Genomic DNA, 25993 nt, shown 5'->3' on the forward strand with positions numbered 1-25993 from the left:
CGATCCGGTCCTCCCGTTAGCGAGAAGCTTGCCCGTGGCCGATATTTTTCGCGAAATCGACGAGGAACTTCGTCAGGACAATCTGAAGCGCATCTGGACGCGCTATCGATACCTGATTGTGGGTGGTGTGGCGGCGCTGCTGCTGGGCACCGCCGGCTATGTCGGCTGGAAGGAATACCAGTCGCGCCAGCAGGCGGCGACCGCGGAAAGCTATTCGGCGGCGCTGGCCCTCGTCGGCGAACAGAATGCCGAGGCGACCGACCGCTTCGCCGATCTGGCGCAGTCGGGCAGCACTGGCTATGCCGCGCTGGCACGGCTGGAGCAGGCAGCCCTGCTGTGGCAGGACGACAAGCGGGCTGAGGCCATCGCCGCCCTGGATGCGCTGGCTGGCGATTCCGCCGCCCCCACGGCGCTGCGCGAACTGGCGACGGTGCTGGGTGCCCAGCGCCGGCTGGAAGCGGGCGAGAGTGCCGGCGTGAAGACGCATCTGGCCACCCTTATCGACAGCGACAGCGCCTGGCGGCATCTGGCGCGCGAGCTGGCCGCCCTGGCCGCCGAGGCCGAGGGCAACCGGGCGGAAGCGCGCGAGCTGCTGCGCAAGCTGACCGACGATCTGGAAGCCCCGCAGGGTGCCCGCGCCCGCGCGGCCGAACTGCTCCAGGCATTGCCGGAATAGACCCGAAATGACCAGATTTCGTGCCCTGCTTCGCTGGACCCTGGCGGCTTCCGTCAGCTTTGCCTTTACCGGTGCCCTTGCCGGCTGCGGCTGGTTCGGCGCCAAGGAAGCGCCGCCGCTGCCGGGCGAGCGCATGGCGGTGCTGCTGTTCGACAGCGAGCTGAAGGCCGATCCCCAGGTGGCCGAGCAGGCGGTCAGGCTACCGCGCCCGGTCGTCAATCCGGACTGGGCAATGGCCGGCGGCCGTCCGAGCCATGCCATGCATCATCTGGCGCTGGGTGATATGCCGGGCGTCGTCTGGCGCGCGGATGCCGGCACCGGCTCCGACGATAACGCGGTACTGACCGCGCCGCCCATCGTCGCATCCGGCAAGGTATTCACCATCGATGCCGAGGGCATGGTCAGCGCCTTCGATGCTGGGAACGGTAACCGGCTCTGGCAGGTCGAGACCGCGCCGGAAGGCGAGAACAGTGCGGTGGTCGGCGGCGGGCTCGGGTATAACAATGGCCGGATCTATGTCGGCAGCGGCTATGCCCAGGTGCTGGCCCTCTCGGCGGAGAATGGCGAGCAGGTCTGGCGCGCCAACATGCCGGCCCCGGTGCGTGCCGCGCCGACCGTCTCCGACGGGCGCGTCTTCATCGTCACGCTGGACAATCAGGCGATTGCGCTGAACGCGGAGACCGGCGAACGCCTGTGGGGCCATGCCGGTATCTCCGAAGTGGCGGGTCTTGTCGGCGGTGCCAGCCCGGCGGTGGAGCGCGATGTGGTGGTCGTGCCATTCTCCTCCGGCGAGATTTTCGCGCTGCGGGCGGAGAATGGCCGCCTGCTGTGGACCGACAATTTGACCGCCGTGCGCCGCGTCGATGCGATCTCCAGCCTGGCCGATATCCGTGGCCTGCCGGTGATCGATCGCGAGATCGTGCTGGCGGTCAGCCATAGCGGCCGCATGGCCGCGGTGGACCGCCGGATCGGCGCCCGCCTGTGGGAAAAGGATATTGGCGGCACGCAGATGCCGTGGGTCGCCGGCGATTACGTGTTTGTCGTGACCAATGATGCCGAACTGGTGGCGCTGACCCGCAAGGAAGGGTATATCCGCTGGATCGCCCGGCTGCCGCGCTTCGAGGATGAGGAGGATCGCGAAGACCCGATCTTCTGGTCCGGCCCGGTGCTGGCGGGGGACCGGCTGATCGTCGCCGGCTCGCATGGCGAGGCGATGTCGGTCTCGCCCTATACCGGCGAAGTGCTCGGTCGCTTCGAACTGCCGGATGGCGTCTCGATATCGCCGGTGGTGGCCGACAACACGCTTTACATTCTCACCGACGCCGCCGAATTGCTGGCGTTGCGCTGAGCCCGACACACATCAGGTTGGGACAGGTCACTTGACCGACATGACTCGCTTTACCATCGCCATCGTCGGCCGGCCGAACGTCGGTAAATCGACGCTGTTCAACCGGCTGGCCGGCAAGCAGCTGGCCATCGTCGAGGATACGCCGGGCGTCACCCGCGACTGGCGCGAGGCGGCGGGCCGGCTCGGGCCGCTGCGCTTCCGGCTGATCGATACTGCCGGTTACGAGGAAAGCTACGATGACAGCCTGCCAGCGCGGATGCGCCAGCAGACGGAGCGGGCCATCCAGGAGGCCGACCTCACCCTGATGGTGGTGGATGCGCGCGCCGGGCTGACGCCGCTGGACGAGACCTTCTCGCGGCTGTTGCGCAAGGGCAGCCGGCCGGTCGTGCTTGTCGCCAACAAATGCGAGGGCAGGGCGGGCGAGCCCGGCTTGCTGGAGGCATATTCCCTGGGGCTGGGCGATCCGATCCCGTTTTCGGCGCAGCATGGCATCGGCCTGTCCGATCTGTATGACGCCATCGTCGCCCATATGCCGGAGGAGCCGGAAGAGCCGGCGGAAGAGGATGAGCCGTTGCCGGTGCCAGCGGTGGCCGGTGTAGCGGTCGTGGACGCGGATGGCGTGGAGGTGCTGGATGGCGATTTGCTGCCAGACGATGCGCCCCGCATCATCCAGATGGCCATTGTCGGCCGACCGAATGCCGGAAAATCGACGCTGGTGAACCAGCTGCTGGGCGTGGAGCGCATGCTGACCGGCCCGGAGGCCGGCATCACCCGCGACGCCATCGCCACCGACTGGGAATATGGCGGCCGTCCGGTGCGGCTGGTCGATACCGCCGGCATGCGCCGCAAGGCGCGCATCGACGAGAAGCTGGAGCAGCTTTCCGTACAGGATACGCTGCGCTCGATCCGCTACGCCCATGTCGTGGTGCTGATGCTGGATGCCGAGCTTGGCATGGACAAGCAGGACCTCACCATCGCCCGCATGGTGGAGGAGGAGGGGCGCGCGCTCGTCATCGCCTTCAACAAGTGGGACGCCGTCACCGACAAGGAAACCGCGCTGGCCGATCTGCGCGACCGGCTGGAAGTCTCCCTCAGCCAGGTCAAGGGCGTGCCGGTGGTGACGTTGTCGGCGCTGAAGGGCCGCAATCTCGACAAGCTGATGGGGGCCGTCTTCCAGGTCTATGACACCTGGAACCGCCGCGTCTCCACGGCGCAGCTCAATCGCTGGCTGGCCGGCCTTACCGAGATGCATCCGCCGCCGCTGGTCGCAGGCCGCCGGCTGAAGCTGCGCTACATGACCCAGATCAAGACAAGGCCGCCGACCTTCGCGATCTGGGCCAGCCGGCCGGACGAGCTGCCGGGCAGCTACCAGCGCTATCTGGTGAACGGGCTGCGGCAGGATTTCGATTTGCCGGGGGTACCGGTCAGGCTCTATCTGCGCAAGGGCCGCAACCCCTATGCCAGCAAGAAGAAGTAAGGTTACGCCCTACTGACGCTGCTCGCGCTGGAACTGGCGCCAGCGCCGGACATTGGCATTGTGCTCGTCCAGCGTGCGGGCGAAGGCATGGCCGCCGCTGCCATCGGCCACGAAATAATACTCGTCGCTGGAAATCGGATTCAGCACGGCGCGCAGCGAATCGCGGCCGGGATTGCAGATCGGCGCCGGCGGCAGCCCATCGCGCGTGTAGGTGTTGTAGGGGTGGTCCTTCTGCAGATCGACGCGCAGCAGGGGCCGGTCCAGCGTGCCGAGGCCGTCGCTGAGGCCATAGATCACCGTCGGGTCGGATTGCAGCCGCATGCCCTTGCGCAGCCGGTTCACGAACACGGCGGCGACGCGCGGGCGCTCTGACGGGATCGCGGTCTCGCGTTCGACGATGGAGGCCAGCACCAGCGCCTCCTCCCTGGTATCGAAGGGCAGGTTCGGCGCGCGGCTTTCCCACAGCCGGTCCAGCGTTTCGCGCATGGCGTGCTGCATGCGCCGCAGGATATCCGCGCGCTCGTCACCATAGGAGAAATGATAGGTCTCGGGCAGCAGGGCGCCTTCCGGCGGCAGCGGGGCGGGGTCGCCGTCCAGCCCCTCGACGGCGGCGAGCTGGGCAGCGATCTGCCGTACCGTCAGCCCTTCGGCGATGGTCAGGCGGCGCACCACGGTCTCGCCGCTTTGCAGCAGCGCCATCACCTCACGCGGGCTGATGCCGGGCTTGAAGGCATATTCCCCGGCCTTCAGCGCGCCGGAGACGCCCTTCAGCTTTACCGCGGCCATGAACAGTTCGGGATAACGCAGGATGCCGGCCTGCTCCAGCCGGCGGGCGATGCCCTCGACACCGCTGCCGCGCGGGATGACCAGCGCGGTCTCGGTCAGCAGAGGGCCGGGCCGGGTAAACTGGGCATAGCCCCAGACCAGCAGGCCGCCGCCGGCCAGCATGGCCAGCAGCAGGAAGGTCAGAAAGCCGGAAAGCAGGCGTCCCATCGGACGCCCGCTCAGGCAATCGCCGTGAAGATCAGCGAGGCGTTGGTGCCGCCGAATCCGAAGGAGTTGGAGAGCGCCGCCCGGACTTTCCGCTCCTTCGCCTTGTGCGGCACGAGGTCGATGCCCGTGCAGCTCTCGGACGGATTGTCCAGGTTCAGCGTCGGCGGCACGAGGCTGTTGCGCATCGCCTGGATGCAGAAGATCGCCTCGACGCTGCCGGCGGCCCCCAGCAGGTGGCCGATGGCCGATTTGGTGGAGGACATGGAAATCGACTTGGTGGCATCGCCGAACAGCCGCTTCACCGCGCCCAGCTCGATCTCGTCGCCCAGCGGCGTCGAGGTGCCGTGCGCGTTCACATAGTCGATATCCTCGGGCGACAGGCCGGCATCGCGCAGCGCGTTGCGCATGGAGCGGAAGCCGCCATTGCCATCATCCGCCGGGGCGGTGATGTGGTGCGCATCGCCCGACATGCCATAGCCGACCAGCTCGGCATAGATCGTCGCACCGCGCCGCTTGGCGCGCTCATACTCTTCCAGCACGACGATGCCGGCGCCTTCGCCCATGACGAATCCGTCGCGGTCCTTGTCCCAGGGGCGGGAGGCCTTTTCCGGCGTGTCGTTGTAGTTGGTGGAGAGCGCACGGGCCGCCGAAAAACCGGCGATGCCGATGCGGCTGACCGCTGCTTCCGCGCCGCCGGCGACCATCACGTCGCAATCGCCATGCATGATCAGCCGGGCCGCATCGCCGATGGCGTGCGCGCCGGTCGAGCAGGCGGTGACGGGAGCATGGTTCGGTCCACGAAAGCCGTATTTGATCGAGACATGGCCGGAGGCCAGGTTGATCAGCGCGGCCGGGATGAAGAACGGCGTGACCCGGCGCGGGCCCTGTTCCTTCAGCGTGATGGAGCCATTATAGATGGTCTCCAGCCCGCCGATGCCCGAACCGATCATGACGCCGACGCGCTCGCTCTCCTCATCGGTTTGCGGCGCAACCCCGGAATCCGCTACCGCCTGGTCGGCCGCAGCCACCGCATAGATGATGAAGCGGTCCATCTTGCGCTGGTCTTTGGTCGATATCCATTCGTCGGCGTTGAACTTGCCCTCCGACGCCGGACCAGACGGTACCTGACCGGCGATCTTCGCCGGCAGGTCCGAGACATCGAAATGCTGTACGCCGGTAATTCCGGACTGTCCGGCAACGAGGCGATCCCAGGTGGCACTGACACCGCATCCCAGCGGTGTGACCAGACCCATCCCGGTGACGACGACACGTCTCATGCTCTGTACCGCTGTTCGTTACGTGAATCCGTGCATCCTGCGTACAGCACCGACAGGACAGCGACGCTCAGGCAGAGTTCTTTTCGATGAAGCTGATCGCGTCCTTGACGGTCTGGATCTTCTCCGCCGCATCGTCCGGGATCTCGCAACCGAATTCTTCTTCGAACGCCATCACCAGCTCGACGGTGTCCAGGCTGTCGGCGCCCAGATCGTCAATGAAGCTGGCATCTTCGGTAACCTTCGCCTCATCGACACCCAAGTGCTCGACGACGATTTTCTTCACCCGCTCGGCGACATCGCTCATGATTAGCAGTCCCTTGATTTGTATTGAAAAATACCTGTTTACCGAAGGCGCCGCCAATGGCCGATACTTCCCTCGGGCGGCAAGGTGGGGTTGTCTATCACACTTTGTTTTTTCAGGCCAGCCTTCGACAAATGCAACATGAAACCGCTTTTGCGCTGGTTTCGTGTCGCATTCAAGCCGTTACAGCATCGCCATTCCGCCATTCACATGTAACGTATGGCCGGTCACATAGGATGCCTCGTCGCTGGCGAGATAGAGCACGGCGGCGGCCACATCCTCGGGCGTGCCCAGCCGGCCGGCCGGGATACGCTCGGACAGTTTCGCGTGCTGCTCTTCCGACAGGGCGTCGGTCATCGGCGTGGCGATGAAGCCGGGGGCGACCAGATTGACCGTGATGTTGCGCGCCGCGACCTCGGCGGCCAGCGCCTTGGAGAAACCGATCATGCCGGCCTTGGATGCGGCGTAGTTGGTCTGCCCCGGATTGCCGGTAGCGCCGACCACGGAGGAAATGCCGACAATCCGGCCCCAGCGCTTCTTCATCATCCCGCGCAGGGCCGCGCGCGCAAGGCGCATGCCAGCGGTCAGATTGACGTCCAGCACGGTCTGCCAGTCCTCGTCCTTCATGCGCAGCAGCAGGCCGTCGCGGGTCAGGCCGGCATTGTTCACCAGAATATCCAGGCCGCCCGCCTGCTCCTCGACAGTCTTGATCAGCGCCTCGGTGGCGGCGGTGTCGGTCAGGTTGGCCGGGGTGACGATGGCGCGCTCGCCGAGAGCAGCGGCCAGCTCCTCCAGCGGCCCGGTGCGGGTGCCGCTTAACGCCAGTGTGGCGCCCTGGGCGTGCAGGGCGCGCGCGATGGCGCCGCCGATGCCGCCCGACGCGCCGGTGACCAGCGCGACCTTACCCGTCAAATCGAACATGCGGTACTCCCTGTTCTTATAAAGCCGGTCCGAGTCGGCCAGCCCAAACTCTTCAGCCCAGCGTCGCGGCGAAAGCCTCGATGGCCGCCGGCGTGCCGATGGCGGCGCCTTCCAGGCGCGGGTCGATGCGCTTGGCGAGACCGGTCAGCACCTTGCCGGCGCCCAGTTCGACCAGCTGGGTCACCCCCTGGTCGGCGGCGTAGGTCATCGATTCGCGCCAGCGTACCATGCCGGTCACCTGTTGCACGAGGAGCTGGCGCAGATTGGCCGGGTCGGTCTCGGCCTGGGCGGAAACGTTGGCGATCACCGGGATGGACGGCTTCTGCAGGCTGATCTCTGCCAGCGCCTGGCCCATCACATCGGCGGCGGGGGCCATCAGCGTGCAGTGGAACGGCGCGCTGACCGGCAGCATGATGCTGCGCTTGACGCCCTTGGCGGTGGCGATGGCGACGGCGCGCTCGACCGCTTCTTTGTCGCCGCTCAGCACGATCTGGCCGCCGCCATTATCGTTGGCGATATCACAGACCTGATCGCCAGCACCCCCTGCGGCAGCCTCTGAAGCGATCTCGCGGGCCAGCTCGATCTCGACACCCAGCATGGCGCACATGGCGCCGGCGCCGACCGGCACGGCCTGCTGCATGGAACGCCCGCGCAGGCGCAGCAGGCGGGCGGCGTCCTCCAGCTCCAGCGCACGGGACGCGGCCAGCGCCGAATATTCGCCCAGCGAATGGCCGGCGGCGAAGTGCCCCATCTCGGCCAGCTGCTTGCCGGTGACGCTTTCCAGCGCGCGAGCGGCGGCAACGGACACGGCCATCAGCGCCGGCTGGGCGTTCTCGGTCAGCGTCAGGGTTTCCAGCGGCCCGTCGAAGATCAGCGCGGACAGCTTCTCGCCCAGCGCCTCGTCCACCATATCGAAGACCTCGCGGGCGACGGGGTAGGCCTCGGCCAGCTCCTTGCCCATGCCGACAGCCTGCGATCCCTGCCCGGGAAATACGAATGCGCGTTTCATCATGTTCTTTCCGACTCGCCGCGAAATGGCGGCAAGTGATAGCCTGCCAGACTCACCTGTCAAGCCCTGCCGCACCTGTCTTGCGTCCGGGCCTGCGCCCGCACCCGCATCCGGTTTGGCCAAATCTGTGCTTGAACGCGGCGCGGCATGGTGTATAAGCGGCGCTTCGTTTTTCCCTTGCCGGCAATGGGGCCGGCTATGCCTGTGTCCGATTTTCCGATGCTCGGAAGGTCCGGCGGGGGCCGATATAGCCAGAAGGGGTTATAAATGGCTTTGTATGAAAGCGTGTGGATCGCACGCCAGGACATTTCCACCACGCAGGTGGAAGCCCTGACCGAGCAATTCTCGGAGATCATCAAGAATAATGGCGGCGAAGTGAAGTCCAACGAACAGTGGGGACTGCGCAGCCTTGCCTACAAGATCAAGAAGAACCGCAAGGGCCACTATGTGATGTTCAACATCGAAGCACCGGCGTCCGCCGTTGCCGAGATGGAGCGCAACATGCGCCTGAACGAGGACGTCCTGCGCTGCCTGACCCTGCGGGTCGATGCGCTGCAGGAAGGCCAGTCGGTCATGCTGCAGCAGCGCGGCGAGCGTAGCGACCGCCCGGATCGCGGTGATCGCGGTGACCGTCCGGATCGTGGCGATCGCGGTGACCGGGGTCCGCGCGGCGACCGTCCGGATCGCGGTCCGCGCAGCTTCGACCGTGCCGAGTCGAATGAGAGCCGAAGCGAAGGAGACGCCGCATGAGCATGCGTCCTGGTGGTGGTGGTGGTCGCCGGCCGTTTACGCGCCGTCGCAAGTCCTGTCCGTTTTCCGGCCCGAATGCGCCGGTGATCGACTATAAGGACGTCCGCCTGCTCGGCCGTTTCATTTCCGAGCGCGGCAAGATCGTGCCGAGCCGTATCACGGCGGTGTCGAACAAGAAGCAGCGCGAGCTGGCCCAGGCCATCAAGCGTGCGCGCTTCCTGGCGCTGCTGCCGTACGTGCTGGACTAGGTCCAACCGGTTAAGGGCTATCCCGGCGGCATTGGCCTGATGGGCGGATGTTACCGGGCAGCGGTGGGAGGACGATGACAGGCTATTGGGGATGGGCCGGTGCGGCCGGGCTGACAAGCGCGGCATTGTATCTGTCCGTGGTGTTGGGGTCTCCCGGCGCCTTCCTTCTGGCCTATCTGGCGCCGCTGCCGCTGTTCCTGGCCGGTCTCGCCCTGGGGCTTAGCGCCCTGCTGGCGGCTGGTGCCGCAGCCTGCGTTATCGTGGCCCTGGCCAGCGGTAGCGTGATTGCGGCGGGGCTGTATCTCGGGATCGAGGTGCTGCCCATCGCGGTTCTGGTGCGCCAGGCCTTGCTGTCCCGGCCCGTTGTGGGCGGTGTGGCGGACGGTGCTGGCGCCGGTGCCCTCGAATGGTACCCGGTGGGCCGTCTGACGGGTTTGCTGGTCGCCATGGCTGCCGCGGTGCTGGTGGTCATCTGGCTGGTCTTCGCAGGCAGCGAGGGTGGGCTGGAAGGCACGGTTCAGATGTTCCTGAACGCCGGCTTGCAGGGAATGTTGCAGGCAGGCGGCGCGGAAGCCGAGGAGATGACGCCCGCCATCGCGTTGATGGCGGCGCTGTTTCCAGGGATCGCGGCGGCCTCCTGGGTCGTGATGATCGCGGTCAATGGCGCGCTGGCCCAAGGGCTGGCATCGCGTTTCGGGCGCAATCTCCGCCCGTCGCCGGATATGGCGACGCTGGAATTGCCCCGGGTGCTGCTGGGGGCGCTGGTCGTGGCGGCGGTGGTTGGTCTGGTGGCGCCCGACGGTTTGGGCTATATCGGGCGCAACCTGCTGGTCGTGCTGGGTATGGCGTATTTGTTCGCCGGTCTGGCGGTGGTGCATGGCTTCATTCTGAGGCTGACCGCAAGACAGGTGTTGTTGGTTGTCGTGTATGTGACGATGGTGCTGTTCGGCTGGCCGGTTCTACTGGTGATGCTGCTCGGTATCCTCGATCAGCTTTTCGGGCTGCGGCGTCGCTTCGCCGGTCCGACCCAAGGCGAGGAGTGAAGAATATGGAAGTCATCCTGCTCGAGCGTGTCGAGAAGCTCGGCCAGATGGGCGACGTGGTCAATGTTCGGCCCGGCTTCGCCCGTAATTTTCTGCTGCCGCAGAGCAAGGCGCTGCGCGCGACCAAGGGGAATCTGGAGCAGTTCCAGACCCGCAAGACGCAGCTTGAGGCAGATAATCTGCAGCGCAAGCAGGAGGCCGAGCAGGTCTCCGGCAAGCTGGACGGTCTGACGGTGGTTCTGGTGCGCCAGGCCAGTGAGATGGGCAACCTGTTCGGTTCCGTGACGGCGCGCGACGTCGCCGAGGCGGTCACCGAGGCGGGCGTCACCATCGAGCGCCGCCAGGTCATCATCGACCGGCCGATCAAGACGCTGGGCCTGTTCGGGGTGCGCGTCGTGCTGCATCCGGAAGTCGCGGTCAGCATCAAGGTGAACATCGCCCGTTCGCTGGAAGAGGCCGAGACCCAGGCGAAGACCGGCGAGGCCTTCATGAGCAACGAACCGGTGGACGAGATCGAGGAATTGATCCAGGCCGCCGAGGATGCTGCCGCCGAAGGCTACGAGATGTCTTCGCGCGATTAATCCCCGCGCATCCGGTTTTTTTTACGGCGGAACGGCGCCCCCTGCGGGGCGCCGTTTTTCTTTGCTCGACCCTGCTTATCCACGCAGTTAACAGGCTGTGGATAAAAACCATCCCCGACATCCTTGGCGGCGGGCATCTTCCGATGTCGCGCCTGCGGGGATAGAGTGCAGTCATGACCGACGGAAATCAGACCAGCGCGACGATCACCAGCCTGCCAGAACGGACGACCGAAGGGCAGCCGCTCTCCCCGGCGGACCCCAAGGGCCCTGCCTATCGCATCCCGCCGCATAACCTGGAAGCCGAGCAGGCGCTGCTGGGCGCCATCCTGGTGAATAACGGCGCCTATGAAAGGGTTTCCGAGTTCCTGCAGAAGGATCATTTCGCCGATCCGGTGAATGGCCGCATCTATGAGGCCTGCGGCAAGCTGATCGAGCGCGGCCAGATGGCCAATCCGATCACCCTGAAGAATTTCTTCGACCAGGACGGATCGCTGGCCGATGTCGGCGGCGCGCAGTATCTGGTGAAGCTGGCGGCCTCGGTCGTCACCGTGGTGAATGCCGAGGATTACGGCCGCACCGTCTATGACCTCTATCTGCGCCGCCAGCTGATCGATTTCGGCGAGACCGTGGTGAACGAGGCGTTCAAGCACGATCTCGATGCCACCGCCGAAAGCCAGATCGAGGCGGCGGAAGGCCGGCTGTTCGGCCTGGCGGAGACCGGGCGCAGCGAACGCGGCTTCCAGACCTTCTCCAAGGCGATGGCCGATTCCATCGAGATGGCGGCCAGCGCCTATCGCCGCGAGGGCGGGCTGGCCGGCGTGCCGTCCGGTTTCTCCGAACTCGACAAGATGCTGGGCGGCCTGCATTACTCCGACCTGCTGATCCTGGCGGGCCGCCCCGCCATGGGCAAGACGGCGCTGGCCACCAACGTCGCCTTCTACGCCGCCACGCGGACGCTGGAGCAGGATGACCGCTACGTCGTCGCCTTCTTTTCGCTGGAAATGTCGGCGGAACAGCTGGCCACCCGTATCCTCGCCGAGCAGACCGGGATTCCCTCCGAGAAGATCCGCAAGGGCGAGCTGAACGACCAGGATTTCCAGAAGCTGGTGCAGGCGACCCAGCGGCTGGAGCGCACACCCCTGTTCATCGACGATACCCCGGCCCTGCCGGTGTCCAGCTTGCGGACCCGCGCCCGGCGGCTGAAGCGCCAGCACGGGCTGCATCTGATCGTGGTGGATTATCTGCAGCTGCTGCAGGGGCCCGTCGGCGGGCGGGCCGAGAACCGGGTGAACGAGATTTCCGAGATCACCCGGAACCTGAAGGCCATCGCGAAGGAACTGCATGTGCCGGTGATCGCCCTGTCGCAGCTGTCGCGTGCCGTCGAGCAGCGCGAGGACAAGCGCCCGCAGCTGGCTGACCTGCGCGAATCCGGCTCGATCGAGCAGGACGCGGACGTCGTGATGTTCGTGTTCCGCGAGGAATATTATCTTGGCCGGGCCGAACCTGTGCGCCGTCCCGAGGAGGGTGACGAGAAATTCCACGACCGGCATGCGCAGTGGCAGGCGCTGTGCGAGTCTGCCTACGGCAAGGCGGAAGTCATCATCGGCAAGCAGCGCCATGGCCCGACCGGCAAGATCACGCTGCGCTTCGATGGCAACACCACGAAATTCTCGAACTACGTCGCGGACGATCACCTGCCCGATACGTATTGACCCCCGGCACCGGATGGGCGATGACCACGCCATGCAAACCGAGGCCGCCTGTTCCATCCTGACCATCGACCTTACCGCCGTGACCGACAATTGGCGGCTGCTGCGTGACCGCGCGGCGCCGGCCGCCTGTGCCGCCGTGGTGAAGGCGGATGCCTACGGGCTGGGCATCGAACAGGTCGCGCCCGCCCTGGCCGATGCCGGCTGCACGCTGTTCTTCGTGGCCACGCTGGATGAGGGGCTGCGCTTGCGCAGCCTGCTGCCGCAGGTCGAGGTTGCGGTGCTGGGCGGGCTGCTGCCGGGCACGGCGACGATTTTCCTGCGCGACCGGCTGATCCCGGTGCTGAACGATCTGGGGCAGGCCGCGCGCTGGCGCGAGGAAACCGCGAAGGCCGGCCGCCGCGCGCCGGCGATCCTGCATGTCGATACCGGCATGAACCGGCTGGGCCTTGACCCTGCAGAAACCGCGTTGCTGACCGCCGATCCCGCGCTGCTGGACGGGATCGATCTGTCCTATGTCATGACCCATATGGCCTGTCCCGACGAGCCTGCGCATCCGCTGAACGCGCTGCAGCTTGCCCGTTTCCGCGCAGCGCTGGCGGCGCTGCCGGGGGCGAAGGGCAGCCTTGCCGCCTCCTCGGCGATCTTCCTTGGCCCCGATCATCATTTCGATCTGGTGCGGCCGGGGGCGGCCCTTTATGGCGTGAACCCCACACCGGGCGCGCCGAATCCGATGCGCCAGGCGGTGCGGCTGGACGGGCGGGTGCTGCAGGTCCGTCACGTTGACAGGGGGGAGGGGGTTGGCTACGGTGCCTCCCGCACATGCGATAAACCCTCGAAAATTGCAACTGTGGCAACAGGTTACGCGGATGGTTACCTGCGGGCTCTCAGCAATCGGGGAAGCGCCCGGATCGCGGGCCATGACGTGCCGATGATCGGGCGGGTATCGATGGATTTGCTGACTTTCGACGTCACCGGGCTGCCGGAAGGGCTGGTGCATCCGGGCGGGCTCGTGGAGCTTCTGGGAGAGGGCTATACGCCGGACGATGCGGCACGCGATGCCGGCACCATCGGCTATGAAATCCTGACCTCGCTGGGCGGCCGCTATGCCCGGCGCTATATCGGCGCCGGAGAATAGAGCCGCATGATCCGCGTTCTTCGCACCATCGGCGCCGGTTTCCTGGAGTTCCTCGCCAGTGTCGGGCGCATCATGCTGTTTGCGCTGACGGCGGTGACGCATTGTTTCCGCCCGCCCTTCTATTTCCGGCTGATCGGCCGGCAGATGATCGATATCGGCTATTACTCCCTGCCGGTCGTCGGCATGACCACGCTGTTCAGCGGCATGGTGCTGGCGCTGCAGAGCTATAGCGGCTTCGCCCGTTTCTCGGCCGAGGGCGCGGTGGCCACCGTGGTGGTGCTGTCGATCACCCGTGAGCTGGCGCCGGTGCTGGCCGGGCTGATGGTGGCCGGGCGCGTGGGCGCGGCGATGGCGGCCGAGATCGGCACCATGCGGGTGACCGAGCAGATCGACGCGCTGACCACGCTGTCCACCAACCCGTTCAAATATCTAATCGTGCCGCGCGTGCTGGCGGCGACGCTGATGCTGCCGGTGCTGGTGGCGGTCGGCGATGTCATCGGGGTGTTCGGCGGTTATGTCGTGTCGATCTACAATCTGGGTTTCAACCCGGCGGCCTATATCAAGAGCACCATCGAGTATCTGGAGTTCGTCGATGTGTTCTCCGGTCTCGTGAAAGCGGCGGCCTTCGGCTTCCTGATTGCCCTGATGGGCTGCTATCACGGCTTCAAGTCACGTGGCGGCGCCCAGGGCGTGGGCGCGGCCACCACCAACGCCGTGGTGTCGGCCTCGATCCTGATACTGATTTCCAATTACATCATCACCACATTGTTTTTTGCCAAATGAGCCAGCCGCCGAAAATCCGCATCCGCGGCCTGAAAAAGCACTTCGGTCCGAAGCATGTGCTGAACGGCATCGACCTCGATGTGGCGGAGGGCGAATCGCTGGTCATCATCGGCGGCTCCGGCTCGGGCAAGTCGGTGCTGCTGAAGTGCATTCTCGGGCTGATCACGCCCGATGCAGGCTCCATCGAGATTGATGGCGAGGAAACCGTTGGCCTGTCGGGCGGCGAGCGCGACCGGGTGATGAAGAAATTCGGCATGCTGTTCCAGGGCGGTGCGCTGTTCGATTCGCTGCCGGTCTGGGAGAATGTCGCCTTCGGGCTGATCCAGGGATCCGGCACGCCGCGTGCGGCGGCGCACGAGACCGCCATCGCCAAGCTGGCGCAGGTCGGCCTCGGCGAGGCGGTCGCCGGCCTCTCGCCGTCGGAGCTGTCGGGCGGCATGCAGAAGCGCGTGGCGCTGGCCCGCGCCATCGCGACCGAGCCGGAGATCATCTTCTTCGACGAGCCGACCACCGGCCTTGATCCGATCATGGCCGATGTCATCAATGACCTGATCGTCGCCTGCGTGAAGGATCTGGGCGCGACTACACTGTCGATCACCCATGACATGGCGAGCGCCCGCAAGATCGCCCACCGTATCGCGATGATCTATGAAGGGCGTATCATCTGGGACGGCCCGGTCGGCGAGATCGATCGTTCCGGCAACGACCATGTCGATCAGTTCATTCATGGCCGGGCCGAGGGGCCGATCCAGATGCAGGTGATGCGGCCATGATGGCAAGGGAAGGCTGACAGGCGTGGCGAAACCCAAATCCCGCTTTGTGTGCCAGTCCTGCGGCGCGGTGACATCGCGCTGGAGCGGCAAATGCGATTCCTGCGGGGAATGGAACAGCATCGTCGAGGAATCGGTGGAGCCCGCCCTGCCGAAAGGCCAGAGCCGCGCTGGCGGCAGGCGCATCGAGTTTGTCGGCCTGACCGGCGCCAGCGCACCGCCGCCGCGCCGCACCACCGGCATTGCCGAACTGGACCGCGTGACCGGCGGTGGCCTGGTTCCCGGCTCCGCCATCCTGATCGGCGGCGATCCCGGCATCGGCAAATCGACACTGCTGCTGCAGGCCACGGCCAGCCTCGCACGGGGCGGGCTGGCGGCCTATATCTCCGGCGAGGAATCGGTCGATCAGATCCGCCTGCGCGCGCAGCGGCTGAATGTCGGCGACGCGCCGGTGATGCTGGCCTCGGCGACGGCGATGCGCGACATCCTGGCCTCGCTGGATGGCGCCGACGCGCCGGACGTCGTGGTCATCGATTCGATCCAGACCATGTATGTCGATTCGCTGGAATCGGCGCCCGGCACGGTTGCCCAGGTGCGCGCCGCCGCGCAGGAACTGATCCGGCTGGCCAAGCGCCGGGGGTTCACCGTCATCCTGGTCGGCCATGTCACCAAGGAAGGCGCCATCGCCGGACCGAAGGTGCTGGAGCACATGGTCGATACGGTGCTGTATTTCGAGGGCGAGCGCGGCCACCAGTTCCGCATCCTGCGCGCGGTGAAGAACCGTTTCGGGGCAACCGACGAGATCGGCGTGTTCGAGATGACCGATGGCGGGCTGGTCGAGGTCGCCAACCCGTCCGAGCTGTTCCTGGCCGACCGCAAGCAGGATGTCTCCGGCGCCGCCGTGTTCGCCGGCATGGAGGGCAGCCGCCCGGTGCTGGTCGAGGTACAGGCGCTGGTGGCGCCATCGCCGTTTTCCACCCCGCGCCGCACCGTGGTCGGCTGGGACAGCGGACGGCTTGCCATGGTGATGGCGGTGCTGGAAGCGCGATGCGGCGTCGAGGTGGCGGGCGCGGACGTGTTCCTGAATGTTGCCGGCGGGCTGAAGATTGCCGAGCCGGCGATGGATCTGGCCGTCGCGGCGGCGCTGGTCTCCTCGCTGACCGGCGTGCCGGTGCCGAAGGAGGCGGTGGTGTTCGGCGAGATCGGCCTGTCCGGCGAGGTGCGTGCGGTCAGCCAGATGGACACCAGACTGAAGGAGGCGGCGAAGCTGGGCTTCGCCAAGGCGCTGATGCCGGCCCGGCGTAAGCGGGGTGGCAAGGGAGAAGGACGGGGAGAGACCATCGAGATGATCGAATTGTCGCGTCTCGGCGATCTGACCCTGCTGTTCGACGATGGCAGCCATGCGCGTCGGTTGCCCCGACCGGCCGCCCGCGGCCAGGGTTAGGAGAGGTTCATGGACAATCTCCCCATCAACGCCACCGACATTCTGGTCTTCGCGATCCTGCTGATCTCCGGTTTGCTGGCGTTTTTCCGCGGTTTCGTGCGTGAGGTGCTGTCGGTCGGTGCCTGGGTCGGCGCCGCCTTCGCGACGCTCTACGGCTTCGCGCATGTGCGGCCCTATGCCCGCGATCTGATCGGCATCGACATGATCGCCGACATCATCGCCGGGGCTGGCCTCTTCATAATCGCGCTGATCATCCTATCTGTGGTGAGCAATATGCTGGCCGGGCTGGTGAAGGGCAGTGCACTGAATGCGGTGGACCGCTCGCTGGGCTTCCTGTTCGGGCTTGTGCGCGGTGCCGTGCTGGTCTGCCTCGCCTTCCTGGTACTGGACTGGGCGGTCACCGAACAGGACCGGCCGGACTGGATAACCGGGGCCAAGACCATGCCGCTGGTCGAGCGCGGGGCCGGCTTCATCATGACGCTTGTCCCCTCGGAGGCGCGCGAGGATGCCGCCGCCAAGGCGGAAGCGGCGCGGCGCGAGAGCGAGCAGCGGGTGCGCCGGGAAATTTACAACCAACTCGTCAATCCGCCGGCAACGCCCGGAGAACGGAAAGACGGGGAACGGAAAGACGATGCACAGTCCCCGTCATCGGGGTATAAGACCGACGAACGGCAGGACATGGATCGGTTGATCCAGAAAACGCAGTAGCGGTCCGATGGCAATACTCGACCGTACCGGGCGCCCGCGACGGCGCGCAGCGAAGGCCAGGCAGGATACGATGATCACCACCCACCCGTTCCACATGCCCGAAACGCCTGAAACCGAAGACGACGATCACCTGCGCGAGGAATGCGCGATCTTCGGCATCTTCGGCACGCAGGATGCCGCCGCGCATGCGGCCCTGGGGCTGCACGCGCTGCAGCATCGGGGACAGGAGGCCAGCGGGATCGTTGCCTTCGACGGCAAGCGCTTCAATGCCCATCGCGGGCTTGGCCATGTGTCGGAAATCTTCGTCTCGCCCAATGTGATGGCGCGGCTGGAAGGCCATGCCGCCATCGGCCACAATCGTTATGCCACCACAGGTGAGACGCTGCTGCGCAACGTGCAGCCGCTGTTCGCGGATTTCGAGTTCGGCGGGCTGGCCATCGGCCATAACGGCAATTTGACCAACGCGCTGAAGCTGCGCCGCCAGCTGGTGAAGCGCGGCTGCCTGTTCCAGTCCACCACCGATACCGAGGTCATCATCCATCTGATCGCCACCTCGCAGGGGGCGACCGTGCTGGACCGGCTGATCGATGCGCTGCGGCAGGTCGAGGGCGCCTATTCGCTGGTTGCCCTCACCGCCCAGGGGGTGATCGGCGTGCGCGATCCCAACGGCGTGCGGCCGCTGGTGCTCGGCAAGCTGGGCGACGCCCATATCCTGGCCTCGGAAACCTGTGCTTTCGACATTATCGGCGCGGAATTCGTGCGCGATGTGGAGCCGGGCGAGATCATCGTGCTGAATGGCGAGGGGGTGACCAGCCACCGGCCCTTTCCGCCCGGCCGCAAGCGTTTCTGCGTGTTCGAGTACATCTATTTCGCGCGGCCCGACAGCAATGTCGAAGGCCAGTCGGTCTATGAGGCGCGCAAGAATATCGGCATGGAGCTGGCGCGCGAGAGCCATGTTGATGCCGATGTCATCGTGCCGGTGCCGGATTCCGGCGTGCCAGCCGCCATCGGCTATGCCGCGGAATCGGGCCTGCCCTTTGAGCTGGGGATCATCCGCAACCATTATGTCGGCCGTACCTTCATCCAGCCGACCGACCAGATTCGCCACTATGACGTGAAGCGCAAGCACAACGCCAACCGCATGCAGATCGAGGGCAAGCGCGTGGTGCTGGTGGATGATTCCATCGTGCGCGGTACCACCTCGAAGAAGATCGTCGAGATGGTGCGCAATGCCGGGGCGACCGAGGTGCATATGCGCATCGCCAGCCCGCCGACCACCAATGCCTGCTTCTATGGTGTCGATACGCCGCAGAAGGAAAAGCTGCTGGCGCATAATTACGACCTCGAGGGCATGGCCAAGGTGATCGGCGTTGACAGCCTCGCCTTCATCACCATCGACGGGCTGTACCGGGCGATGGGCCTGCCGGCGCGCAACGACGCCATGCCGCAATATTGCGATGCCTGCTTCACCGGCGATTATCCGATCTCGCTGACCGATTTCGACAATGGCGGCGAGTCGACGCAACTCTCCCTGCTGACCGAACAGCCGGCGGCGTAACTTTCCGTTTCTATCTGACAGGACATCATGACCCAGACCGGACGGCTTTCCGGCCGCATCGCCCTGATTACCGGCGCCAGCCGCGGCATTGGCGCCGCCATCGCCCAGCGCTACGCCGCCGAAGGGGCGCATCTGGTGCTGACCGCCCGCACCGAGGGCGCGCTGGAGGAGATTGACGATGTGGTGCGCGCCGCCGGCGGTACGGCGACGCTGGTGCCGCTGGATCTGCGGCAGCTCGACCAGATCGACCAGCTGGGCGCAGCAATTGCCGAACGCTTTGGCCGGCTGGATGTGCTGGTCGGCAATGCCGGCCTGCTGGGTGACCTGACGCCGGTGCCGCATATCGCGCAGCGCCAGTGGGACCAGGTGATGACGGTGAATGTGACGGCGAATTACCGGCTGATCCGCTCGATGGACCCGTTGCTGCGCCGCTCGGAGTCTGGGCGGGCGATCTTCGTCAGCTCCGGCGCTTCCAAGGGTAAGGCCTTCTGGGGTTTGTACGGCGCCACCAAGGCGGCGCTGAACACGCTGGTGCTGTCCTATGCCGATGAGATGGAGAACACGCCGCTGCGCGTCAATCTGGTCAATCCGGGGCCGATCCGCACCGCGATGCGTGCCCAGGCGATGCCGGGCGAGGATCCGATGACCCTGCGCACGCCGGAACAGATCACCGATTGCTTCGTCGATCTGGCCGCCGCCGATTGCACCCGCAATGGCGAGCTTGTGCAGGCCTACTGAAGCCGGAACTTACTGAAGCAGGTCCATCAGCGCCTTCGCGACGCCGATCAACCCGGTTACCAGCAGTACGCCCAGCACGATCCGGCGGAATAGGTTTGGATTCACGCGGCTGAAGGCGGTCTGTCCGAGGACCGAGCCGATCAGCATGGCCGGCGTGAGCCATAGTGCCCAGAGCATTGTGTCCCAGGTAAACAGCCCGTTCCAGGCGGCGACGCCGATGCCCATGATGTCGGTCACGGTGAAATAGGCGATCAGCGTGGCGCGGCTGACCGAATCGGCGGCGGGCGTCGCCAGGTAGAACAGCACCACCGGCGGGCCGGGGATGCCGGCTGCACCGTTCAGCGTTCCCGAAACAAGGCCGGTACCGAAGCTGGCGGCTGGCCCCGGCCGGTTGCGGAAGCGCAGGCCGCGCGCCATCAGCAGTGCGGCTGTGACCACCACCAGGCCGATGGCGAGGCGCAGCGCCTCTGGCGAGGCGATCTGCAGCACATAACCGCCGATGGGGGTGGCCAGCAGCGCGCCGGGCAGTAGCCAGCGCAACCCGCTGAAATCGACCTCGTGCCAGAGGCGCGGCAGCAGCGTGACGCTGATCACCAGCTCCAGCAGGAAGATGAAGGGGATCACCTGCGCCGGCGGCAGGATCAGCACCAGCACCGGTATTGCCAGCAGGGCGAAACCGAAGCCGGTAAAGGCGCGGATCACGGCGGCCACGACCACCACTGCGAAGATCGCGGCGAAGGCAAGCGGGCCCAGGGCGTCGGGCAGCAGGGCGGCAGGCAGGAACGCGGACATGGCGGAAACTCAGAAGGAGGAGGCGATGCCGGCGGCACCGGTGACGAACAGCAGGCCGACCGCGACGGTGCGAAACAGCGCCGGGTCGGCGCGACGGAAGCCGGCGCTGCCCAGCCAGGAACCCAGCAGCATGGCGGGGCCAAGGGCGGCCGCCCAGGCGATGGCATGCAGGTCGAACGCGCCCTTCAGCGCCAGCGTGCCGACCGCCAGGATGTTCAGGATCAGGAAGAAGCCGTTCAGCGAGGCGCGGGTCGAGGCGTGGTTGCCGGGGGCGGACAGGTAGAACAGGATCACCGGCGGACCGGGGATCGCTGCCAGCCCGCCCAGGAATCCGGCGCTGGCCCCGGCGAGGAAGCTGCCGACAGGGCCCGGCGCGCGCTTCAGGCGGAAGCCGCGCCACAGTGCCAGCGCGATCAGCATTACGATGATGCAGATCGCCAGCTTCAGCAGCGTCGGATCGACGACCGCCAGCAGCAGGGCGCCGACCGGCGTCAGCAGCACCCCGCCGGGCAGCAGCAGGCGCAGGGATCGCCAGTCCATCTCCTTCCGGGTCGAGGGCACCATCGCGGCGGCGGCGCCAAGCTGCAGCAGCATGGCGATCGGCACGGCGGCAACCGGTGGCATCAGCAGCATCAGGCCGGGTACGGCCAGCAGCGCGAAGCCGAACCCGGTGAAGGCGCGCAGGAAAGACGCTGCCAGGATCAGGACGAAGGCGAAGCCATAGGCTGCGACGGTCAGATCGTCGGGGATAGGCACGGCGGGGATCCCGATGCGGAAAGCTTATGTTTCCGCACTCTAGGCAGTGCCTTTAAGCGGCGTCGATGCTTTTCGAGGGCAGCCGGCGCATGAGGGGGTCGATCAAACCGGGGGGCAGCGCCTGCAGCAGCCACACCGCCGCCAGTATCGGCAGCGGGAAGGCGATGCGGGCCTTGTTGCGGGTCAGCCCGTCGCGGATGATCCGCGCCGCCTTGCCGGCTTCCATCAGGAACGGCATGGGGAAACCGTTGCGGTCGGTCATCGGCGTGCGGACATAGCCGGGGCAGACCACCGACACCTCGACGCCGCTGCCGGCCAGCATGCCGCGCAGCCCCTCACCATAGATTTTCACGGCGGCTTTGCTGCCACAATAGGCGGGCGCGCCGGGGAAGCCCCGGAACCCGGCCATCGACGCCATCAACGCGATCTGACCGTGCCGCCGCGCCTGCATGCGCGGGATCAGCGGCAGCACCGTGTTCATCACCCCATCGACATTCACCGCGAAGATGCGGCGCACCTGCTCCACCGGCTCGGTATCGCCGCCGGTGCCGGCCGAGATGCCGGCATTGGCGATAGCCAGGTCGAGGGGCAGCACGTCGTCGCGCGCCAGCATCCAGGCTGCCAGCGCCGCCGCGTCGGTCACGTCCAGCACCGCCGCCTCGACGGCAGCGCCGCTGGCACGGCATTGCTCCGTCACCGCCTCCAGCCGCGCCGCATCGCGCCCGGTCAGCGCCAGCGTCACGCCGGGGTCGGCATAGGTGCGGGCGAGTTCCGCGCCGAGGCCGCTGCTGGCCCCGGTGATGAGAATATGCTTCGGGTCGCGCATGTGCCTGTCCGGTTGCTGGTGCGGTATTGCGGGGATATAGTGCCGCCTCCCGCTGCTACCCTACAAGATACAGAGGCAAAACGCTGTGAAACCTGGTTCCGCGCCCCTATCCAGCATGACCGGGTTCGCCCGCGCCGAGGGCCAGCATGACGGGCTCGGCTGGGCCTGGGAGCTGAAATCCGTGAATGGGCGCGGCCTCGATATCCGCACCCGCGCGCCGCAGGGCTTCGAGAGCCTGGAGCCGCTGGCCCGGCAGAAGCTGGGCGAGGCGCTGAAGCGCGGCAATGTGAATGTCTCGCTCATCGTGGAGCGGCGCGCCGGCGAGGCCGGCATCCGCATCAACCGCGCGGTGCTGGATCAGGTGCTGGCCTTGCAGGCGGAACTGGCCGGCAGGGTCGATGCCGCGCCGCCGCGGCTGGACTCGCTGCTCGCCGTGCGCGGTGTGGTCGAGGCCGGCGAGGAGGATGCCGACGAGGAAGCCCGCGCCGTCCGCGATGCCGATGTCCTGGCCGGGCTGGAACAGGCGGTGAAGGCGCTGGTCACCTCGCGGCTGGAGGAGGGGGCAAGGTTGGCCGCCATGCTGACCGGCCATCTCGACCGTATCGAGGAACTGACCACGCAGGCCAAGGCGCTGGGGTCGGTGCAGCCGGAGGCGCTGAAGGCGCGGCTGCGCCAGCAGGTGCTGGAACTGCTGGAGGCTTCTCCGGCGCTGAACGAGGACCGGCTGGCGCAGGAGGCGGCGCTGCTTGCCACCAAGGCCGACATCCGCGAGGAGCTGGACCGGCTGGCCGCCCATATCGCCGCCGCGCGCGAGCTGATGCAGGCCGGCAGCCAGATCGGCCGGCGCTTCGACTTCTTGTGCCAGGAATTCAACCGCGAGGCCAACACGCTTTGTTCCAAGTCCGGCGATACCGAGCTGACGCGCATCGGGCTGGAGCTGAAGGCGGTGATCGATCAGCTGAAGGAACAGGTGCAGAATGTCGAGTGAGGCATCTCTCGGCGCCGGCAGCCAGGGATCGGATATCCACCGGCGCGGCCTGATGCTGGTTCTGTCCTCGCCTTCCGGTGCCGGCAAGACCAGCATTTCCCGCCGGCTGCTGCAGGAGGAAAGCCGGCTCGCCATGTCGGTTTCGGTCACGACCCGGCCGCCGCGTCCGGGCGAGGTGGACGGCAAGGATTATCACTTCATCGACCTGCCGCGCTTCGACGCGATGGTGGCGGCGGACGAGTTGCTGGAGCATGCAAGGGTGTTCGGCAATTGCTACGGCACGCCGCGCGCGGCGGTGGAAACCGCGCTGTCCGCCGGCAACGACATCCTGTTCGACGTCGATTGGCAGGGCACGCAGCAACTGAACGAGAAGGTGCCGCAGGATGTGGTCAGCGTCTTCATCCTGCCGCCCTCGCAGGAGGAGCTTGAGCGCCGGCTGCGCAGCCGCGCGCAGGATTCCGAGGAAGTGGTGACCGGCCGCATGCGCAAGGCAGCGGATGAGATCAGCCACTGGTCAGAATATGATTATGTCATCGTGAACGAGGATCTGGAGCGCAGCGTCGCCGATGTGCGCGCCATCCTGCGCGGCGAGCGGCTGAAGCGCGAGCGCCAGACTGGAATCGGCGATTTCGTGCGCCGGATCATTGCCTCCGCGCCGAACTGAGGGTCTTTCCATGCCTGTGCTTCTGCCGGTTTCCCGCCGCACCCTGCTGATCGGCTCGGCGGCCGGCGCCGCCCTGCTGGCGCGCCCGGCGATCCTGCGTGCCGCCGAGGTGCGGTTCGAGGATGATCCCTTTACGCTGGGCGTGGCCTCGGGCTGCCCGCGTCCCGACAGCGTGGTGCTGTGGACCCGCCTCGTGCCCAAGGCGGAGGAGGCGGGCGGTAGCCTGTTCGCCGCCGCGCCGCCGGCGCTGGAAGGGCCGGTCGAGGTGGACTGGGAACTGGCGCATGACGAGGGCTTTCAACGCATCGCCGCCAAAGGCACCGCGCTGGCGACCGACGACTGGGGCCATTCCGTCCATGTCGAGGTGACCGGTCTGGAGCCGGGGCGCTGGTATTTCTACCGCTTCATTGCCGGCGGGCAGCAGAGCCCGGCGGGCCGCACCCGCACCGCGCCGGCCCTGGGGGCGGCGACGGACAGGCTGCGCCTCGCCTTCGCCTCCTGCCAGCAATATGAGCATGGCTATTTCACCGCCTTCCGCCATATGGCCGCGCAGGATTTCGACCTGATCGTGCATCTTGGCGACTACATCTACGAGATGTCCTGGGGCAAGAAATATGTCCGCCAGCATGGCACCGGTATTCCCACGCAGCTCTGGGAGTTCCGTGACCGCTACGCCCTTTACAAGTCCGACCCGGACCTGATGGCAGCCCATGCGGCGGCCCCCTGGCTGGCGATCTGGGACGATCACGAGGTTGCCAATAATTACGCCGACGATCACTCGCCGAAGACGAAGCAGCCGGGCCAGTTTCTCGATATCCGCGCCGCCGCCTATCAGGCCTGGTACGAGCATATGCCGGTGCCGCCTTCGATGGCGCCCCAAGGGCCGTCCCTGCGGATTTATGACCGCTACCGCTTCGGCGATCTCCTGGATATGACGCTGCTGGACGACCGGCAGTACCGCTCGCCGCATCCCTGCGGCATCAACAAATCCGGCGGGGCCAGTTGCGATGAGCGCTTCGATCCGGCGCGCAGCCTGCTGGGGCGGGAGCAGGAAGCCTGGCTGGATGGCGCGCTGCAGGATGCGCAGGGGCGCTGGACGCTGGTCGCGCAGCAGACGCTGGTGTCGGAGCTGGACCGCGAGCCGGGGCCGGGCAGGGCCTATGCGCTGGATGGCTGGGACGGCTATGTCGCCAGCCGTGACCGGCTGCTGTCCGCCATCGAGACGCACAAGCCGGCCAATCCGCTGGTGATCGGCGGCGATGTACACGCCTTCTGGGTGTCCGACCTGAAGAAGGATTTCCAGAATCCTTCCTCGCCGACGCTGGCGACCGAGGTGGTCTGTACCTCGGTCAGCTCGCAGGGGCCGAGTGCCAAGACCATGCAGGCCGGCCGCGAGGACAATCCGCATATCCGCTACGGGCGCGGCGACAAGCGCGGCTATGCCAGCCTCGATCTCACGCCGAAACAGGCGCTGTTCGGGCTGGAGGCGGTGGATAGCGTGGAGCGACCGGACGGCACCGTCTCGCGGCTCGCCAGCTTCGCGGTCGAGGCCGGCAAGGCCGGCGCGCAGCCGGCCTAGACCATCTCCCGCACGAAGGCGGTTATCGCATCCAGCACGGCATCGCGCTGCTGGCGGTGCGGCTGGTGTGCGCAATCGGGGATCAGCAGCGGCGTCGCCGGACCGCCGGCACCGCGGCAGATGGCCTGCACCTGCGCCGGGGTGGCGTATTCGTCCTCCGCACCCTGAATGACCAGCAGCGGGCAGCTTATGCGCGGCAGACAGTCCTCGATGTTCCAGGGGCGGAATTCATCCGAGGTCCAGGTCTCCGCCCAGGCGCGATAGAGTGCTTCCGTGTTCGACCCGTGATATTTCGCCAGCTTGTCGGGCAAATCGGTGGTGCGCCACGCTGCCATCGCCTCATGCACGCCGGCCACGGTGACTTCCTCGACGAAGACATGCGCGGCCAGGGTCACGGCGGCCATTATCCGTTCCGGGAAGGCGGCGGCATGCAGCAGCGCGATGGAGCCGCCATCGCTGTGTCCGATCAGGATGGCGCGCCCGATGCCGGCCTGCTCCAGCACGGCAGGCAGCACCTGCTCGGCCTCGACATGCAGATAATCCAGCCCGCGCGGCAGGGTCAGCGGACCGGCGCCGCCATGACCCAGCCGTTCATAGACCAGCGCCGGCAGGCCGGTCATGGCAACGACGGCATCCGGGAAATCGCGCCACAGCCGGATCGAGCCCAGCGCCTCATGCAGGAAGACGAGGCAGGGGGCGTCCGCCGGCGGCACTGCGGGCGGGTCGAGCCTAAGGCCGGGCAGGCTTTTGCCCTGCCAGCGGAACCGCGTCTCGGTACGGCAGATTGTCATGGGATCGGTGTCGCTCATGCCAGGAGGACAGAGGAAAATGCGACGCGCCGCAAGCGCGGAGTACAAAGCCGCACTGCCTAATATGACGATAATATGCACGCCATGCGCTTGCCGCGTGGGTGCCA

At 66.6% G+C, this 25993-nt stretch carries 27 protein-coding genes; 18 read left to right on the forward strand and 9 right to left on the reverse strand.

Translation table 11 applies throughout. From position 1 onward, the window contains the following. Nucleotides 1-34: 34 nt before the first annotated feature. From BKM74_RS07640 to der, 3 genes are read left to right on the forward strand one after another with little or no spacing between them, the layout of a single operon-like run. A complete protein-coding gene (locus tag BKM74_RS07640) occupies nt 35-676 on the forward strand; it encodes a tetratricopeptide repeat protein (protein WP_176342446.1) in 642 nt (213 codons plus the stop codon). Nucleotides 677-683: 7 nt separating this feature from the next. Beyond that, nucleotides 684-2024, forward strand: a complete 1341-nt coding sequence (locus BKM74_RS07645; RefSeq protein WP_086465119.1) for an outer membrane protein assembly factor BamB family protein — start codon at nt 684-686, stop codon at nt 2022-2024. A 40-nt stretch (nt 2025-2064) separates the two neighbouring features. Further along, a complete protein-coding gene (gene der, locus BKM74_RS07650; RefSeq protein ID WP_086465493.1) occupies nt 2065-3501 on the forward strand; it encodes a ribosome biogenesis GTPase Der in 1437 nt (478 codons plus the stop codon). Nucleotides 3502-3510: 9 nt separating this feature from the next. Here der and mltG read toward each other — a convergent pair whose 3' ends face one another. The 5 genes from mltG to fabD form a co-directional block, all read right to left on the reverse strand. Beyond that, nucleotides 3511-4494: an endolytic transglycosylase MltG gene (mltG, locus tag BKM74_RS07655; protein ID WP_086465120.1), complete on the reverse strand. Its 984-nt coding sequence runs from the start codon at nt 4492-4494 to the stop codon at nt 3511-3513. Nucleotides 4495-4505: 11 nt separating this feature from the next. Continuing rightward, nucleotides 4506-5771: a beta-ketoacyl-ACP synthase II gene (gene fabF / locus BKM74_RS07660; RefSeq protein ID WP_086465121.1), complete on the reverse strand. Its 1266-nt coding sequence runs from the start codon at nt 5769-5771 to the stop codon at nt 4506-4508. A gap of 67 nt (nt 5772-5838) precedes the next feature. Further along, complete coding sequence (locus BKM74_RS07665) at nt 5839-6075, reverse strand: acyl carrier protein (protein ID WP_086465122.1); 237 nt, start codon at nt 6073-6075, stop codon at nt 5839-5841. Nucleotides 6076-6255: 180 nt separating this feature from the next. Beyond that, on the reverse strand, nt 6256-6993 hold the full coding sequence (gene fabG, locus BKM74_RS07670) for a 3-oxoacyl-[acyl-carrier-protein] reductase (protein WP_086465123.1): 738 nt from the start codon (nt 6991-6993) through the stop codon (nt 6256-6258). Between the two features lie 52 nt (nt 6994-7045). Next, on the reverse strand, nt 7046-8002 hold the full coding sequence (gene fabD / locus BKM74_RS07675) for an ACP S-malonyltransferase (RefSeq protein WP_176342470.1): 957 nt from the start codon (nt 8000-8002) through the stop codon (nt 7046-7048). 267 nt (nt 8003-8269) lie between these two features. Here fabD and rpsF point away from each other — a divergent pair, with 267 nt between their 5' ends. The 12 genes from rpsF (at nt 8270) to BKM74_RS07735 (ending at nt 19472) form a co-directional block, all read left to right on the forward strand. Then, nucleotides 8270-8752, forward strand: a complete 483-nt coding sequence (gene rpsF, locus BKM74_RS07680) for a 30S ribosomal protein S6 (protein ID WP_086465125.1) — start codon at nt 8270-8272, stop codon at nt 8750-8752. Then, entirely contained in the window at nt 8749-9000 is a 252-nt protein-coding gene (gene rpsR, locus BKM74_RS07685) for a 30S ribosomal protein S18 (protein WP_086465126.1), read from the forward strand. The genes rpsF and rpsR overlap by 4 nt, the downstream gene beginning before the upstream one ends. A gap of 74 nt (nt 9001-9074) precedes the next feature. Further along, nucleotides 9075-10043 carry a DUF2232 domain-containing protein gene (locus BKM74_RS07690; RefSeq protein WP_176342447.1) on the forward strand — a complete coding sequence of 323 codons (969 nt, stop codon included), beginning with the start codon at nt 9075-9077 and terminating at the stop codon, nt 10041-10043. A gap of 5 nt (nt 10044-10048) precedes the next feature. After that, nucleotides 10049-10624: a 50S ribosomal protein L9 gene (rplI, locus tag BKM74_RS07695; RefSeq protein WP_086465128.1), complete on the forward strand. Its 576-nt coding sequence runs from the start codon at nt 10049-10051 to the stop codon at nt 10622-10624. A 173-nt stretch (nt 10625-10797) separates the two neighbouring features. Continuing rightward, nucleotides 10798-12336, forward strand: coding sequence for a replicative DNA helicase (locus BKM74_RS07700; protein ID WP_086465129.1), 1539 nt, complete (start codon nt 10798-10800; stop codon nt 12334-12336). A 31-nt stretch (nt 12337-12367) separates the two neighbouring features. After that, complete coding sequence (alr, locus tag BKM74_RS07705; protein WP_245825864.1) at nt 12368-13471, forward strand: alanine racemase; 1104 nt, start codon at nt 12368-12370, stop codon at nt 13469-13471. A 6-nt stretch (nt 13472-13477) separates the two neighbouring features. After that, nucleotides 13478-14254 carry an MlaE family ABC transporter permease gene (locus tag BKM74_RS07710; protein WP_086465131.1) on the forward strand — a complete coding sequence of 259 codons (777 nt, stop codon included), beginning with the start codon at nt 13478-13480 and terminating at the stop codon, nt 14252-14254. Continuing rightward, nucleotides 14251-15027: an ABC transporter ATP-binding protein gene (locus BKM74_RS07715; protein WP_086465132.1), complete on the forward strand. Its 777-nt coding sequence runs from the start codon at nt 14251-14253 to the stop codon at nt 15025-15027. Before BKM74_RS07710 ends, BKM74_RS07715 begins: the two co-directional genes overlap by 4 nt. Nucleotides 15028-15049: 22 nt before the next feature. Then, nucleotides 15050-16468, forward strand: coding sequence for a DNA repair protein RadA (gene radA, locus BKM74_RS07720; protein WP_086465133.1), 1419 nt, complete (start codon nt 15050-15052; stop codon nt 16466-16468). A 9-nt stretch (nt 16469-16477) separates the two neighbouring features. Next, on the forward strand, nt 16478-17176 hold the full coding sequence (locus BKM74_RS07725; RefSeq protein WP_086465134.1) for a CvpA family protein: 699 nt from the start codon (nt 16478-16480) through the stop codon (nt 17174-17176). Between the two features lie 70 nt (nt 17177-17246). Next, nucleotides 17247-18734 (forward strand): amidophosphoribosyltransferase, encoded by a 1488-nt coding sequence (gene purF / locus BKM74_RS07730; protein ID WP_086465135.1) that lies wholly within the window; start codon nt 17247-17249, stop codon nt 18732-18734. Between the two features lie 27 nt (nt 18735-18761). After that, a complete protein-coding gene (locus tag BKM74_RS07735) occupies nt 18762-19472 on the forward strand; it encodes an SDR family NAD(P)-dependent oxidoreductase (protein ID WP_086465136.1) in 711 nt (236 codons plus the stop codon). Between the two features lie 9 nt (nt 19473-19481). On the opposite strand, the gene BKM74_RS07740 is transcribed toward BKM74_RS07735, so the two are convergent. The 3 genes from BKM74_RS07740 to BKM74_RS07750 are packed head-to-tail and all read right to left on the reverse strand — an operon-like array spanning nt 19482 to nt 21846. Further along, nucleotides 19482-20264: a sulfite exporter TauE/SafE family protein gene (locus BKM74_RS07740; RefSeq protein WP_086465137.1), complete on the reverse strand. Its 783-nt coding sequence runs from the start codon at nt 20262-20264 to the stop codon at nt 19482-19484. Between the two features lie 9 nt (nt 20265-20273). Further along, complete coding sequence (locus tag BKM74_RS07745; protein WP_176342448.1) at nt 20274-21020, reverse strand: sulfite exporter TauE/SafE family protein; 747 nt, start codon at nt 21018-21020, stop codon at nt 20274-20276. A 52-nt stretch (nt 21021-21072) separates the two neighbouring features. After that, a complete protein-coding gene (locus tag BKM74_RS07750) occupies nt 21073-21846 on the reverse strand; it encodes an SDR family NAD(P)-dependent oxidoreductase (protein ID WP_086465139.1) in 774 nt (257 codons plus the stop codon). Nucleotides 21847-21961: 115 nt separating this feature from the next. Here BKM74_RS07750 and BKM74_RS07755 point away from each other — a divergent pair, with 115 nt between their 5' ends. Genes BKM74_RS07755 through BKM74_RS07765 form a run of 3 tightly spaced genes read left to right on the forward strand, consistent with a single transcriptional unit; the run spans nt 21962 to nt 25077 of the window. Beyond that, nucleotides 21962-22834, forward strand: coding sequence for a YicC/YloC family endoribonuclease (locus BKM74_RS07755; RefSeq protein ID WP_086465140.1), 873 nt, complete (start codon nt 21962-21964; stop codon nt 22832-22834). Continuing rightward, entirely contained in the window at nt 22824-23498 is a 675-nt protein-coding gene (gene gmk / locus BKM74_RS07760) for a guanylate kinase (protein ID WP_086465141.1), read from the forward strand. The genes BKM74_RS07755 and gmk overlap by 11 nt, the downstream gene beginning before the upstream one ends. A gap of 10 nt (nt 23499-23508) precedes the next feature. Then, nucleotides 23509-25077, forward strand: coding sequence for an alkaline phosphatase D family protein (locus BKM74_RS07765; protein WP_086465142.1), 1569 nt, complete (start codon nt 23509-23511; stop codon nt 25075-25077). Here BKM74_RS07765 and BKM74_RS07770 read toward each other — a convergent pair. Then, entirely contained in the window at nt 25074-25886 is an 813-nt protein-coding gene (locus tag BKM74_RS07770; protein WP_245825866.1) for an alpha/beta fold hydrolase, read from the reverse strand. The two genes, BKM74_RS07765 and BKM74_RS07770, sit on opposite strands and share 4 nt — an antisense overlap. Between the last annotated feature and the right edge of the window lie 107 nt (nt 25887-25993).

The organism is Oceanibaculum nanhaiense (assembly GCF_002148795.1).
GTDB lineage: Bacteria > Pseudomonadota > Alphaproteobacteria > Oceanibaculales > Oceanibaculaceae > Oceanibaculum > Oceanibaculum nanhaiense.